A 14,600-nucleotide genomic window follows, 5' to 3' on the forward strand; every position below is an offset into this window, starting at 1 on the left:
ATGATGGCAATGAACTTGAGTTCTTTGAAGTGCTGGAGATGGTCAAGCCAGATTTGGTTTTGACTGGACCACGGGTGGGTGCTTTAGTGAAGAAGCTACACTTGCCTTATGTGAATGGTCATGGCTACCACAATGGCCCTTATATGGGTTTTGAAGGTGCGGTGAATATGGCACGCGATATGTACAATGCCATTTATTCTCCTCTGATGAAACTCGCTAAAGATGACATCCGTGGTGAGCAAATCAAAACTGTTATCCCTGAAGAAAAGAGGAAATTTAAAGAGAGTAAAGTACAACAATCTAAATCTGTTGATATTACATCTACCGAAGCAATGTCTACGGCGGTAAACTACGCAGCAGTTGAAAGTTCAAAAGTTGATACTCAACCATTGCTAATACCTGATAATCAACCATTACCTCAGGATAATGAAGTACAACAATCGAAATCTATTGATATTACATCTACCGAAGCAATGTCTACGGCGGTAAACTACGCAGCAGTTGAAAGTTCAAAAGTTGATACTCAACCATTGCTAATACCTGATAATCAACCCTTACCTCAACGGCCGCAAATTGGTGGTAAATTTTCTGCATTTTTGGAGCAATTGCCTAAATACTTAGGTAGCTTTTCCACTGAATACCAACTGCCAATTATTTGTTTTGCTACAATTATTACAGCGACTATTGCAGTTAAGATAATTTTAGCTGTATTAGATGTAATAAATGAAATCCCGCAGTTAAATCTAGTTTTTGAGTTGACTGGAATTGGTTACTTAATCTGGTTTGTTTTCCGATATCTCTTCAAAGCTTCTACTCGGCAAGAATTAGCTGCACAAATTAGTTTTATCCAAAAAGAAATTGTTCATGGACAAGATTAATAAGCTGTTATGCCTCCACATTTGCTTTCTTTCATAGTGAAAGAAGGCACAAGGCAAACAAACACATCCCCGCGCTATGCAAGAAGTTGCTCGGATTTTGAGATCAAATAGCTATGTTGCGTAGGCGTAGCCCGTCGTAGACATTGCGATCGCTTCTCTAAGTTCTTCTGTAAGGCTGAAGATATCTCACTAAATGAGGATAATCTAACAATCTCATAGTTGTTAGTATTACTCAGTTCAGAATTATCTTATAACTAGGGAGGATCAAAATATGGAAGTTAGCGCTCGTAATTCCTTAAAAGGAACTATTAAGAAAATTCACCCAGGAGCAGTCAACTCTGAGGTGATATTAGAAATTGTACCTGGGGTGGAAGTAACTGCAATTATTACCAAGGAGTCGGTAGAGCATCTCCAACTTCAAGAGGGAAAACAAGCGATCGCTGTGATTAAAGCGTCGGATGTCATAATTGGTACAGAATAGCTCGAAATAAGTAGATAAATTGTGGCGATCCGCTTATAGAGCGGATCGCTACAATTATCCGATTATTTTGGTAAAATTTGTAGAGGATTTTAAAAAATAGAATGAATGCAGTAAATCAGGTAATTACTGCCTAGTCAATGACTTTATTAGACTTAATTAGACTTAGCTCATCAAGTAGATTGGCTTGTTTACAAAGATGTTGCTTGCGAATTTTCCGAGCAAGAACGGCTACCACACACCAGACAAGAAGGATCGAGATAAGAATGTCAATCTCCAGAACTCCAATAATCCAAAGTAATTAATGTTCCATTTTCAGTCCAAGTTAGGTTCCGCACTATACCTTTATCGATACGCCACAGTATGTCATTGCGTGTGGGAATGATTTCATGACGCACGAATAGCCTGGTAGTTTTACTTTTTTCTAATGCTGATTGATAGACCGCATTTGGGGAATAAATCAATGAGAATGAGTAAAAATATTAAATTCTTTGAGCCTCTTTTACTAAGTAGGTAAATAAATCATCAAGAACTCGATTGGCTGATAGATAGCTGCCAGCGAGCCAACAAAATTCATCAACTATATGAATATTGCCCTGTCTGGCAACGTTAAGCTTTGACCACAGAGGTTCTGCCATTAGTTGACGGAGAGCGCTGTTTGACTCTGATGCATCTTTGAAGCCATAGCGCAAGAGAAATAGGACATCTCCATCTATCTGGCTGAGTACCTCTGGAGATACACTGTAGCCAACAGGGCTACCCTCTTTCTTTTTAGTTCCTTTTGCATCCAGATTTTGGGCAGGAGGACGAATTAGACCAGCATCTTCTAAGATCACTCCAGAGAATGAACTCTTGGTTGTCGCGTGAATTAGCTTTGGCGAGAGGCGCACGACGGAAACTCGAGTCTTTTTGAGTCGGGAACCCATTTTTTCTTTGAAGTCGGCTATGCGTGCGTGATATTTGTCGATTAGACGTTTTGCTGTCTCGGTTTTCCCTAGAGCTTCTGCCGCCGGCATAAACGACTCTTTCCAGTCTCCACTGTTTGGCATTTTAACCAAAACGGTGGGTGCAATATGAGACAATAAACTGTAGTTGTCCCGGTTCTCATCAACCGTGCCTAAGATCAAGTCCGGTTTAAGGGTCATAATCTTCTCTAGGTTCGTCGCCGCAAAAGCCGCGCCAATGTCTTCAATACCAAGCTGCTTATTATCTAACCCTAGCCCCTGGAGAGTTAAAGCCAGACCTGGAGCGCCCACCAGCTTGACCCCCAGAGCTAGAGGTATTTGCACAAGCCATCGTTGGATGACGACGACTCGTTGAGGATGCACGGGAACTAGAGTTTGACCCATTGCGTGTTTAACTAGGTGGACTTCTACAGCCGAGGTTTGATTTGAGGAAACGAGGCTGATGTCACGCTTTGGTAATTGGGGATTCAAGAAACTGCAAGCAGAAACCACTAGGAGCGTGAGCAGCACAATCAAGTAGAATTTAAGCTTAAGCATATTGACAAAGTGAACAAGATAGGGGTTGTAGGAGAGTGATTGTGCGTTGGGTTTGACGAGTGCGATCGCACAAGGTTAAATTGATGGGTAGTGCGAGCATCTTGCTCGCGTCGTGAGCTTCTTTCCTCAAAACTTCCAACTCACTGTCCCCTGCACCGTAAATGGATCTTCAGGATAAACAAGTTGGATAGTTCGGGGGGTGAAGTACTGAACATTGAATATGTTCTTGAAGTTGAGTGCGAGGCTAAGGTGGCCTCTTTGGTAGTACACAGCTGCATCAGTACGTACATAACTGGGTACACTGAATGCGTTGTTCAAATCTCCTTGCCGTTCGCCCACATAAAACAAACCCAAGCCAAACCCTAATCCTTGCAGGTTACTCTTGGAAAAAGTATAAGTCGTCCATAAACTCGCGCTATTGAAAGGGACATTCGGCAGTCGATTGCCAATGGCATATACATTGTCCTTTGTCACCTGTGCATCCGTGTAAGCATAGGAGGCGATCGCATTCCACCCTGGTAATATCTCCCCCGTGACATTAAGTTCAATGCCTCGGCTACGTTGCTCTCCCGTTTGAACATTAAATGTGGGATTATTTGGATCAGTCGTCAAAACATTCGATAAAGTCAGTTGATATACAGCAAGAGTTGAAGATAGCTTACTACTGAGGAAATCACCCTTGACTCCCACTTCGTATTGAGTGCCAGTACTGGGTTTAAATAAACTACCCCCAAAAGTGGTTCCAAGATTTTGGGAGAAGGATTGACTGTAGCTGGCATAGAGTGAGATGGGTTGGATAGGTTGATAGACAAGACCTACACGAGGACTAAATGCTTGGTCAGGTTGACTTCGATTGGCACTTGCATTTAAAAAGTTGGTAACAGTACTTTGGACAAAATCTCCTCGTCCGCCGAGGACTAACTTCAGGTTAGGAGCAAGGGTTACTAAATCTTGAACGTAAATGCCAATGTCATCATTTACCGTTTTTTGATTAAGTGTAGAAGTAACAGCACCAATGGGCTGACCGTAGACGGGGTTAAATAGATCAATAGAACCAACAGTACTCATAGTCCGATTGTAAATATTGAGTTCTCTGTACAAATCAAACCCTGCGACTAATTCATTCTGAAGACCACCGATTTTAAATTTACCTGTCAGATGATTGTCTAGAGCATACTCGTTATCCACACCTGGCCCTCCGATATCGGTTTGCTCTGAGCGTCTCAGAGTCCGACCATTGGGTTGTAGAGCGACAGAATTAGCACTATCTCTTAGAAAGCCAACAAACCTAACCTTAAAAGCATTCACCCAAGACCAGTTATCATTAAAGCGATGTTCCAAGTTATAGCCCAACAGAACAGAGGTAGTATCGTTTTTGGCGTTCACATCCAATGTGTTAAGACTGAGCGGAATCTTTCCGTTTGGGTTGGGTAAAACAGTTCCTACAGCAGGTAGTCCTGTTCTCGGAAACTGCTGCTGGTATCGGAACTCTGTTTCAAAAGTGACTTTTGTCTTGGGATCTATTTGCCAACTAACAACAGGCGCAATTAGATAACGCTGAGAGTTAAAAAAGTCAACAAAGCTTTCTGTATTGAAATAAGAAACATTTAACCGATAAAGGAGCGTTTTGTCAGAATTTAGAGGCCCAGAAATATCTAAAGTTGGTTGATACAAACTATAACTACCGACAGTCATGCTGGCAGCAAAGTAAGGCTCACTCAGGGGCTGCTTAGTGATAAAATTAACCGTGCCTCCTGGATTGCCTTGACCGTAAAGGACAGAGGCAGGCCCCCTCAAAACCTCTATCTGTTCAATGTCGTTGAGTTGAGTTTGTCCCGTTGTAGCTCCTCCTACATAGTCTTTAAGACCGTTGCGAAGAATATTAGTAGTCTGAAAACCCCTAATTGTGAAGACATCACCATTGCTCGGCGAATTGAAAGCCTGGATAACACCGACGCTTCTTAAAGCATCAATAGCGTTAATTGCTCCTTGAGCCTCCCAACTCTGCCGGGGAACCACCTGAATCGATTGAGGAATGTCGCGTAGTGGTGTTGGTGTTTTTGTTGCTGTACTTGCATCAGGAACGTTATAGCTTCCTGATGCCTCCCCAATCACCTGTAACTCAATGGGTGGTTGCTTCTCTGGTGTCGGTGTTGTTAGCTGCTGTGCCGTAGATGCACTACTTGTCACCCCAAATACTAAACCTTCAGTCTGACTATCAAATAACTCCACCACAGGCGCACCCTTTTCCCCGACTACTGTCACCCGCAGAGTGTTAGCATCTGCATTGGCTACTGTAATTAGTTCAATTCCTGCTACTGGCTTTGATTGTTGAAAACTCTGCCCATTTGCTAATTGCAACTGAGCATTGGGTATATTCGCAATGTAGGAATTACCTTCAGTTTTCGGTGAAACTGATAACTGTTCAGAGTTAGGCGTAACTAAAATTAACTCTATGCCTTTATCTGTCGTGTTCACCTTCACATCTGTGACTGACACGACAGAAGTTGTTGCTTGACTTATTTGAGAAACAGAGTTCTGCCTGGGTGTCCTCAATAAATATACGGCACTGCTCTTACCAAATTGCAAGTCGCTGAGACTAGGAATCTCTGTAGTTTGTTCAATTGCTCTAGTTAAAGTTTTTTGCGATGATAACTGCTGTTCACTAGCGTTAGTATTTGGGATTTGTTGACCCAAAACTGGTATAGATATCGCTAAACAAGAACTAGAAAGCAAAAAACTGTGCCAAAAAAAGCTGAATTGTTTTTGTAAATACACTGCTCAAACCCTCACACCTAATTGAATTACGCAAGCAGTTGCAAACTGCTTAAATAAACCACAAGCTTGCCCACTTACTTATTACCCCTTTACTAAGTAGGTAAATAAATCATCAAGAACTCGATTAACTGATAGGTAGCTACCACAGAGCCAACAATTATGTGAATTTTGCCCTGCCTAACAACATTCAGCTTTGACCACAGAGGTTCTGCCATTAGTTGATGGAGAACGCTGTTTGACTCGGCTGGATCTTTGAAGCCATGACGCAAGATAAATAAGACATCTCCATCTATCTGGCTGAGTACTTCTGGAGATACACGATAGTTAACAGGGCTACCCCCTTTCTTCCTAGTGCCGATTTCATCCAGATTTTGCGAGGGAGGACGGATTAGACCGGCATCCTCTAAAATCACTCCAGAGAATGAACTCTTGGTTGTCGCCCTAATTAGCCTTGTTGTGAGTTGCACAACGGAAACTTGAGTCTTTTTGAGTCGGGAACCCATTTTTTCTTTGAACTCGATTAAACGTGCTTGATATTTGTCGATTACACGTTTTGCTGTCTCGGTTTTCCCTAGAGCGTTTGCTGCCGATATAAATGGCTCTTTCCAGTCTGCACTGTTTCGCATCTTAACTAGAACGGTAGGTGCAATGTGAGATAGTAGATTGTAATTGTCCCGGTTTTCATCAATCGTGCCTAAGATCAAGTCTGGTTTAAGGGTCATAATCTTCTCTAGGTTCGTCGGCGAAAAAGGTGCGCCAATGTCTTCAATACCCAGGTGTTGATAGTCTGACCCTAGCCCCTGGAGAGTTAAACTCGGACTTGGAGCGCCTACCAGCTTGACCCCTAGAGCTAAAGGTATTTGGACGAGAAATTCTTGGATAACAACGACTCGTTGAGGATGGACGGGAACTAGAGTTTGACCCATTGCGTGTTGGACTAGATGGACTTGCACCGGTGATCTTTGATTTGAGGAAACGAGGCTGATGTCGCGCTTTGGTAGTTGGGGATTAAAGAAGCTGCAAGCAGAAACTACTAGGAGCGTCAGTAACACAATGAAATAGAAGTTAAACTGAGGCATATTGACAAAGTGAACAAGATAGGGTTTGTAGGAGAGTGATTGTGCATCAGCTTTGACAACAGCGATCGCAAACTGCTTAAACCACAAGGCTGCCATTCCACTATTGCCTTGTCACAACTCCCAGGAAATTGTGCCTTGTAGCGTTAATGGTTCACCATAAAAAACACGATTCCGACCGTAGGAAGAATCGAAGTACACAACGTCAAAGAGATTTTTGACACCGAGTGCGGCTCGGAAGCGATCGCGTTTGTAGAATATGGAAGCATCGGTGCGTACATAGCTGGGGAAGGAATAACTGTTTGCCAAATCTCCCTGTCGTTCTCCAACATAGAACAAGCCCAAACCAAACCCCAATCCCTTGAAAGTACTGGATTGAATTTCATAAGAAGTCCACAAACCAACAGTGTTTTGTGGTGCATTGTTCAGTTGGTTGCCAACAGGAAATACTTTGTCTTCGTCAATACGGGCATCAATAAAAGCATAGCCAGCAGCAATTTTCAATCCCGGCAAGATTTCGCCACTGATGTCTAACTCAATGCCGCGACTGCTTTGCTTCCCCGTTTGGATAGAAAAAGCAGAATTATTGGGATCGGTAGTCAGTACGTTTGTCCGCGTTAGATCAAAAAATGCCAGGGTTGCAGCTATCTTGCGACTCAACTCTGCCTTCATCCCCACTTCATACTGAGTGCCTCTTTCCGGTATAAAGGAATTGCCATTAGCGTCAGTTCCAGAAACCGGGTTAAAGGATTGACTGTAGCTAGCGTAAAGGGAAATCGGTTGGATGGGCTGATAGACAATCCCTACCCGTGGACTGAATACTGCATCCGATATAGTTGTTGTGACATTGCTGATTCTATTTATTGACTGCTGATTAACAACGTCAACTCGTCCACCCAAAAGTACCTTCAGGTTATCTGTCAAGGCAATCTGATCCTGGAGATAAACACCGAAAATATTTTGAGATAAACTGGTTTTAATCCTTGTGGTAATAGCACCTCTAGTAGCAAGACCGTACACTGGGTTGAATATATCAATTGCTGGTGTAACATTACCTTGGCTAACATCAACTTCTTCACCTTGGTGAGAGTATTCAACGCCAAACAAGAGCTTATGCTGAATTGATCCGGTATGGAAGTTGCCAACAATGTCTGTTGTTGAAATAAAGCCGTCGGCAAGTGCATTTGCTCCTTCTCCATTAGTACCAGGAATAATGAAATAGCGTGTGAGGGTGCGATTATCAGGAGCAAGAATGTTAGGAACGTTAACTTCATCCACCAACTTGTAATTCGTGTATCGAAAAGCATTCCGAAGCGACCAGTTGTCGCTGAACCGATGCTGAAAATCGTATCCAATTTTTGTATCGTAGTAAAGAGCAAAGTCGTTAGGTTCACCAAGATAGCGGTTGCGTGGGATTTGGCCGTTAGGATTAGGAAGCACTGTACCAACGGCGGGCAATCCCATCAGACCCCGGAGGTCTTGTTGCGATACCTGTGCTTCAACGGTTAGCTTAGTATCTGGACTAATTTGCCAACTGATAACGGGTGCAATAAACCATCGGTCGTTTTTACCAAAGTCATTATAGAAGCCTGCATCTTGATAAGAGGCATTCAAGCGATACAACACTGTTCGGCTATCGTTCAGTGGCCCTGAAAAATCAATGGATGGGCGATATAAGTCATAACTCCCAACTAGAAAGTCAACTTTGTAGAAGGGGTCGCGCAATGGTTGTTTAGTGACTAGGTTAATAGTGCCACCGATTCCTCCCAGACCATACAACACCGAAGCCGGGCCTTTCAGAACTTCGACTCTTTCGAGATTTGTTAAATCGCTATCGGTTGCACGAGAAACAAGCTCTCTCAAACCATCTCTGAGTCGATTAACACCACCGCTAAAGCCTCGAATACTGAGTGCTTGTGATCCTGATCGAATGGCACTAAGAAAAGCCCAAAGGCTTGTGTCACCTCGTTCCCAGCCTCTAGGCTGGGAATGTATTCCGAGGGGCTGCTGCCTCTCGTCAAGCCCCTGGAGGCGGAGCCTCCCAGAATCCGTTCCCAGCCTGGAGGCTGGGAACGGATTCTGGGCAAGGGCTATATCTTTTCTTAGTGCCATTCGATCCTGATCCTCCAGAGATGGATGGAACCGATGGAATAACACCGCTTATTGTTCTGACTATATCAGGCAAATCAGTTAATACCCGATCCTCAATCACTTGCCGGGGAACTACCTGAATCGACTGAGGAATGTCGCGTAGTGGCGTTGGTGTTTTTGTGGCTGTACTCGCATCAGGAACGTTATAGCTTCCTGATGCCTCCCCAATCACCTGTAACTCAATGGGTGGTTGTTGCTCTGGTATTGGCTGGTGTGCCGTGGATGCATTACTTGTCACCCCAAATACTAAACCTTCACTCTGACTATCAAATAACTCCACTACAGGCGCACCCGTTTCCCCAACTACTATCACTTGCACGGTGTTACCGTCTGCATTGGCTACTGTAATTAGTTCAATTCCGGCTACTGGCTTGGATTGTTGAAAACTCTGCCCACTTGCTAATTGCAACTGAGCATTGGGTATATTCACTATGTAGGAATTACCTTCAGTTTTCGATGAAACTGATAACTGCTCAGAATTGGGCGTAACTAAAATTAAATCTATGCCTTTATCTGTGTTATTCACCTTCACATCTGTCACTGACACAACAGGAGTTGTGGCTTGACTGATTTGAGAAACAGAGTTCTGATTTATGGGTGTCCTGAATAAATATACGGTACTGCTCTTACCAAATTGCAACTCGTTGAGGCTGGGAATCTCTGTCGTTGGTTGTATTGCTGTAGTTAAAGTTTTTTGCGATGATAGGTTATGTTCACTAGCGTTACTATTTGGAATCTGTTGACCCAAAACTGGTACAGTAATCGCTAGACAAGAACTAGACAGCACAAAACTGTGCCAAAAAAAGCTAAATTGTTTTTGTAAATACACTCCTCAAACCCTCACACCCAATTGAATTACGCACGCAGTTGCAAACTGCTTGAACCACAAGTATTTCCGCTTTTTAAGCGTGCCATTGATGAATGACTGAATGGCACTAAGAAAAGCCCAAAGGCTTGTGTCACCTCGTTCCCAGCCTCCAGGCTGGGAATGTATTCAAAGGGGCTGCTGCCTCTCGTCAAGCTACTGGAGGCGGAGCCTCCCAGAATGGGTTCCCAGCCTGGAGGCTGGGAACCAGTCAGATCAAGGGCTGTATCTTTTCTTAGTGCCATTCGATGAATGACTTTAAATATTTGCTATGACTTCCCCAATCTTGCTGATGTCATAACCACCGAGAACCTCTAATTGCGATCGCACTAGCCGATGTCCCAAGATATTGAGAAACTGCTGTACTGGTGATTGTTCTAAGTATTCTTTGAGAATTACCAAGTCGTATCGCGCTTGATGTAGGGGAATAAATCCCAACCCAAAGGCAGCAGCTATAGATGCCGTACTGATGCCTGCATCAGCGATTCCTGACACTACAGATAAGGCAACATCCTGATGGTTGTGGGCGATATGGTCAAATCCTTTCACAGTCTCGAATGGCACTCGTTCTTCAAGGAGTTTCCGTTCTAAAAGCATCCGACTGCCAGAACCCACTTGCTGGGTGACAATAGTTGCGCCAAATTCTACTAAGTCGGAAACTGTTTTAACTCCCATTGGGTTTCCTGGTGGGACTAACAAACCTTCTTCCCAAACTCCAAGGGTAATCAAAACGAAATTCTTGCCTGTTGCGGCTTCCCGCACAAAGGGAATGTTATGTTCCCCAGTTTGGGGATCGTATAAGTGCATCCCGGCAATGTGAACTTCACCCCGGCACAGACTACGCAATGCTGCCTTGCTGTGGGCAAAACGATAATAAACTCGCAGTTTTGGATGCCAGGATTCAGTTGCTCTTGCCAAGAGGGAAAGCACAGGCGTACAACCAGCAATCACAACTGTATTTTGCAGTTTGTCCATATCATCTAGCAACCTCACCAGGACTTTCTGGCTTGTTGCTTTACCCTGTAAGTGACGCTCTTTCCTCTCTACCAGACACTGCGCTAACGCTGGGCGATCGCTGACGCTAATAACAGGTTGCTGATTTACTGCAACCATCTCACCATCAGATGGAATCATTTCGATGCGAAAAGCATCATTCCCAACCAGGGGATAAGCTATCCATTGATCCCCAACTCGTGCTAGACTAACCCGCGATCGCTCTTGGTTAAGGGCTGATTCGGCAACAATGGCCTCAATTTCAGGTAAATCCTCCTCTAGCCAGAATAACTCTTCAACTGTGCAGCCAAGTGCTTTAGCTAAACGCAGGGAAACGGTAACTGAAGGAGCATATTGTCCCGATTCCAAACCACCAATAGTCTGACGGGTGACACCTGCTATATTAGCCAATTCTTGCTGGCTCATGCCCAAGCGAGTTCTAATTGACTTCAGATTGTTGCAAAGATTCACGTCCGGTTTCATGAGGTTGTATGTATCTCTCCGTTAAAAAAAGGCCGCAGATAACAAACTTAACCTGCCAGGGCAATAGCAAGGTTTTCTAGTGTTTGCCGTTTTTGTTGGCAAACATGTTGATGTTTTGAGAATTTTGCTGATTTTTAGCAAGCATATCATACACATAGCCAAGATATTTAACATTGAGGAATGCAATTTAGCGTCGGCGCAGCCCAAATTAGGCATCGATTTTTGATCATTTGCTAACCAAATTGGTCATCACCAAGGGAAAATGCTCAAATTTGAATGGCAAGCTGATCAGGCGCAAACCCTTAATATGGCTGGATGAGAGGGTGTAGGGGTTGCACGGTCAAGAATCAAGAACTTAATAAGAATACTGATGCGGCTAGATGATTTAAATCACCAGGTTCTCATGATAAATGAGTGGCTTAGAAACTTACAGCAGTTTTCATGTATTTGAACCACATCTGTCGTAGGGACACAGAAAAAGCTCATTTGTGTCAACTTAACGCGATGTGCAACTTATCCTTGCAACCCCACTTCCATTCCTCTCCCCGAAAGGTCGAGAGGCTTTGATTCTTGCTCCCCTTCCCTATAAGGGAAGGGGTTGGGGGTTAGGTCTGAGAGAAAGTCGCACACGGCGTAACTTAAGCTAGAATCAGCCTCGCTGTGGGCTTCATCACCCGCCAGAGAATTCATTCTCTGGCTAATAGCTGAATGGCACTAAGTTAAGATACAGCCCTTGCCCTGACTGGTTCCCAGCCTCCAGGCTGGGAACCCATTCTGGGAGGCTCCGCCTCCAGTAGCTTGACGAGAGGCAGAGCCTCTCGGAATGCATTCCCAGCCTGAAGGCTGGGAACGAGGCTACACAAGCTTTTGAGCTTTTCTTAGTGCCATTCGGCTAATAGCTAAAGTCTACTGAAGTAGACTCAAGATTTTTGAAGATATTGAGTCATCTTGAGATGACTTTAGCTATTATTCTTGGAACTGAAGTTCCTTGCGAGACATAACTTTCACGTTAAGTTGACATCAATGAGCTTTTTCTGTGCCCCTACCGCGTGGTCTATTTACTGAGAGAAATAGGAATTTGTGTCACGCAGAGGCGCAGAGAGTAAGAGTTGATTAGTCATGGTATCAAAAAAAATTTTCCCTATTGCAAGTAAATTTGCTATAGGTATGATATTCTTGCTATGTACTGAGTGCCTTACCGTAGCAGCCTTTTATCTTTTTCCAGTCTTTTAATATTGCAGGAAAACTGGAAAAGTCGGACTCTGCCAATTCCTCATGACTCATGAACGCAACTACTACCAATCCACAAAGATACAATACTCGTATCCTCAGCCTAGCCATAGCAGTTTTATTACTGTTACTGGGCATATTTGCCAGCATTACTTACGGTGCTGCTGACATTTCTACCTCCCAAATACTTACCGCCTTTACCAATTTCGATGACTCCACCGAACACATAATTATCCGCTCGATCCGCCTACCGCGTACACTGATTGCAAGTATGGTCGGTGCTAGTTTGGCTATAGCCGGGGCGTTAATGCAAGGATTGACTCAAAATCCCTTAGCTGCGCCTGGGATCTTGGGGATCAATGCAGGTGCAGCTTTAGCAGTTGTAGTAATGGTTTTTGGCTTGGGTATATCTTCACCAGTTCTGATTACCCTTGTAGCATTTTTGGGAGCATTGTTAGCAGCGATCGCAGTTTATTCCCTTGGTTCCCTGGGACAAGGGGGTATAACACCACTGAAGTTGACTATCGCTGGTGCAGCCCTCACCGCCTTACTATCATCAATTACTACAGGTGTACTGATTTTGAGCGATCGCACTCTGGAAGAAGTACGCTTCTGGCTAGCAGGTTCTCTCGCAGGAGTGAACTTCAATCTATTTCTGACTGTCCTACCTTGGATGATAGTGGGGCTATTAACAGCTTTTGCCTTGAGTAGACAGATCAATGTTCTCAGTTTAGGAGAATCGGTAGCTACAGGCTTAGGTCAGCAAATAGGTTGGATCAAGTTGGTAACAGCATCGAGCGTTGTCATCTTAGCGGGAAGTGCTGTAGCATTAGCGGGGCCTATCGGCTTTGTCGGTCTGGTAGTTCCCCATCTAGCGCGGGGGGCGATGGGCATTGATCATCGTTGGGTATTGCCTTGTGCAGCTGTGTTTGGTGCAGATTTATTAGTATGGGCAGATTTAGCAGCCCGTTGCTTAATTAGACCCCAGGAATTACCTGTTGGCGTGATGACAGCAATGTTAGGAGCGCCCTTTTTGTTGTATTTAGTGCGTTGGCGGGTGAAGAGATGACAACAATTCCAAATTCCAAATTCCAAATTCCAAATTTCATACTCGGCAACCAGTCTGTAACTAAAGTATTGTTGATAGTGCTATTAATCACCCTCGCTGTCTTGGGGATGAGCCTCAGTTTGGGAGATTACCCTGTCCCGCCAGCAGATATAGTGAAAGCTGTTCTTGGTTTACCAACTCAAGATCCAGAATCTCCCTTTGTTGTTGTTACCTTGCGTTTACCTAGAGTGTTAATCTCTTGGTTGATCGGAGTGGGCTTGGGAATTGCTGGTGCAATTTTACAAGGTTTGACACGTAATCCTTTAGCTGACCCTGGCATCATTGGCGTAAATGCAGGTGCAGCCTTAGCAGCAGTGACTCTGATTGTATTATTCCCGGCTGTACCAACTATGTACTTGCCTCTAGCGGCTTTTGGTGGTGCTTTTATTGTCGCCTGTCTTATCTACTTGCTAGCTGGTACGGGGGAAAAATCACCTCTGCGTTTAGTGTTGGTGGGAGTATCACTCGCGGCAATTATGGGAGCTTTCACGACTTTAATGTTGACTTTCGGTCAAATCAGCAACGTCAGTAGAGCGCTGGTATGGCTGGCGGGTAGTGTTGCTGGTAAAAGTTGGGAGCAACTTTGGCAACTGCTACCTTGGCTAGTCGTCTTCGTTCCCTTAGCTTTACTGCTGGCGCGGGAACTTGATACTCTGCAATTGGGTGACTTGGTAGCTAAAGGACTTGGTAGCCGAGTTACATGGCAGAGGAGCAAATTATTGTTAGTGAGTGTGGCACTGGCTGGGTCAAGTGTAGCGATCGCCGGTACAATTGGTTTCGTTGGATTAATGGCTCCTCATTTAGCACGCAGACTTGTTGGAGCAATACATCAAAATTTATTACCAGTCGCCGCCTTAATCGGGGGATTATTGGTAGCATCAGCAGATTTTCTCGGTCGGACTTTATTTTCTCCGACAGAATTACCCTGTGGTTTACTCACTGCTGCCTTGGGAGCGCCTTATTTTATCTATTTAATGTATCAAAGGCGGCGATGAAATTTCGCCTTTGGCGAGTATTATAAAACTTTAAACAAAATATAGTCTAACCTAGTCAGGCGT

The 14,600-nt window shown here is 44.1% G+C and carries 12 protein-coding genes; 4 read left to right on the forward strand and 8 right to left on the reverse strand.

What is annotated here, in order from left to right:
• On the forward strand, window positions 1-878 hold an 878-nt coding region (locus V7K76_RS29845; protein WP_335030341.1), incomplete at its 5' end, for a CAAD domain-containing protein.
• 271 nt (window positions 879-1,149) lie between these two features.
• Window positions 1,150-1,359 carry a TOBE domain-containing protein gene (locus V7K76_RS29850; protein WP_334776740.1) on the forward strand — a complete coding sequence of 70 codons (210 nt, stop codon included), beginning with the start codon at window positions 1,150-1,152 and terminating at the stop codon, window positions 1,357-1,359.
• A gap of 479 nt (window positions 1,360-1,838) precedes the next feature.
• Here V7K76_RS29850 and V7K76_RS29855 read toward each other — a convergent pair whose 3' ends face one another.
• The 8 genes from V7K76_RS29855 to V7K76_RS29890 all read right to left on the reverse strand — a co-directional run bounded on the left by V7K76_RS29855 (window position 1,839) and on the right by V7K76_RS29890 (window position 11,894).
• Complete coding sequence (locus V7K76_RS29855; protein ID WP_334776739.1) at window positions 1,839-2,858, reverse strand: iron-siderophore ABC transporter substrate-binding protein; 1,020 nt, start codon at window positions 2,856-2,858, stop codon at window positions 1,839-1,841.
• Window positions 2,859-2,984: 126 nt separating this feature from the next.
• On the reverse strand, window positions 2,985-5,636 hold the full coding sequence (locus V7K76_RS29860) for a TonB-dependent siderophore receptor (protein WP_334776738.1): 2,652 nt from the start codon (window positions 5,634-5,636) through the stop codon (window positions 2,985-2,987).
• Window positions 5,637-5,728: 92 nt separating this feature from the next.
• The gene (locus tag V7K76_RS29865) at window positions 5,729-6,811 is read right to left on the reverse strand and encodes an ABC transporter substrate-binding protein (protein ID WP_334776737.1); all 1,083 of its coding nucleotides are present in this window, start codon (window positions 6,809-6,811) and stop codon (window positions 5,729-5,731) included.
• A 15-nt stretch (window positions 6,812-6,826) separates the two neighbouring features.
• A complete protein-coding gene (locus V7K76_RS29870; protein WP_334776735.1) occupies window positions 6,827-8,824 on the reverse strand; it encodes a TonB-dependent siderophore receptor in 1,998 nt (665 codons plus the stop codon).
• Window positions 8,730-9,692 (reverse strand): AMIN domain-containing protein, encoded by a 963-nt coding sequence (locus tag V7K76_RS29875; protein ID WP_334776734.1) that lies wholly within the window; start codon window positions 9,690-9,692, stop codon window positions 8,730-8,732. The genes V7K76_RS29870 and V7K76_RS29875 overlap by 95 nt, the downstream gene beginning before the upstream one ends.
• 26 nt (window positions 9,693-9,718) lie before the next feature.
• On the reverse strand, window positions 9,719-9,973 hold the full coding sequence (locus tag V7K76_RS29880) for a hypothetical protein (protein ID WP_334776733.1): 255 nt from the start codon (window positions 9,971-9,973) through the stop codon (window positions 9,719-9,721).
• A 13-nt stretch (window positions 9,974-9,986) separates the two neighbouring features.
• A complete protein-coding gene (locus V7K76_RS29885) occupies window positions 9,987-11,147 on the reverse strand; it encodes a substrate-binding domain-containing protein (RefSeq protein ID WP_442936163.1) in 1,161 nt (386 codons plus the stop codon).
• A 570-nt stretch (window positions 11,148-11,717) separates the two neighbouring features.
• Window positions 11,718-11,894 carry a hypothetical protein gene (locus V7K76_RS29890; protein WP_334776731.1) on the reverse strand — a complete coding sequence of 59 codons (177 nt, stop codon included), beginning with the start codon at window positions 11,892-11,894 and terminating at the stop codon, window positions 11,718-11,720.
• A gap of 592 nt (window positions 11,895-12,486) precedes the next feature.
• Between V7K76_RS29890 and V7K76_RS29895 the strand changes: the two genes are divergently transcribed.
• Both V7K76_RS29895 and V7K76_RS29900 read left to right on the forward strand, forming a co-directional pair.
• The gene (locus tag V7K76_RS29895) at window positions 12,487-13,503 is read left to right on the forward strand and encodes a FecCD family ABC transporter permease (protein WP_334950464.1); all 1,017 of its coding nucleotides are present in this window, start codon (window positions 12,487-12,489) and stop codon (window positions 13,501-13,503) included.
• The gene (locus V7K76_RS29900) at window positions 13,500-14,537 is read left to right on the forward strand and encodes a FecCD family ABC transporter permease (protein WP_334950462.1); all 1,038 of its coding nucleotides are present in this window, start codon (window positions 13,500-13,502) and stop codon (window positions 14,535-14,537) included. The genes V7K76_RS29895 and V7K76_RS29900 overlap by 4 nt, the downstream gene beginning before the upstream one ends.
• Window positions 14,538-14,600: the final 63 nt, after the last annotated feature.

The sequence above is a fragment of the Nostoc sp. genome, from assembly GCF_036917975.1.
In the GTDB taxonomy this organism is placed as follows: domain Bacteria; phylum Cyanobacteriota; class Cyanobacteriia; order Cyanobacteriales; family Nostocaceae; genus Nostoc.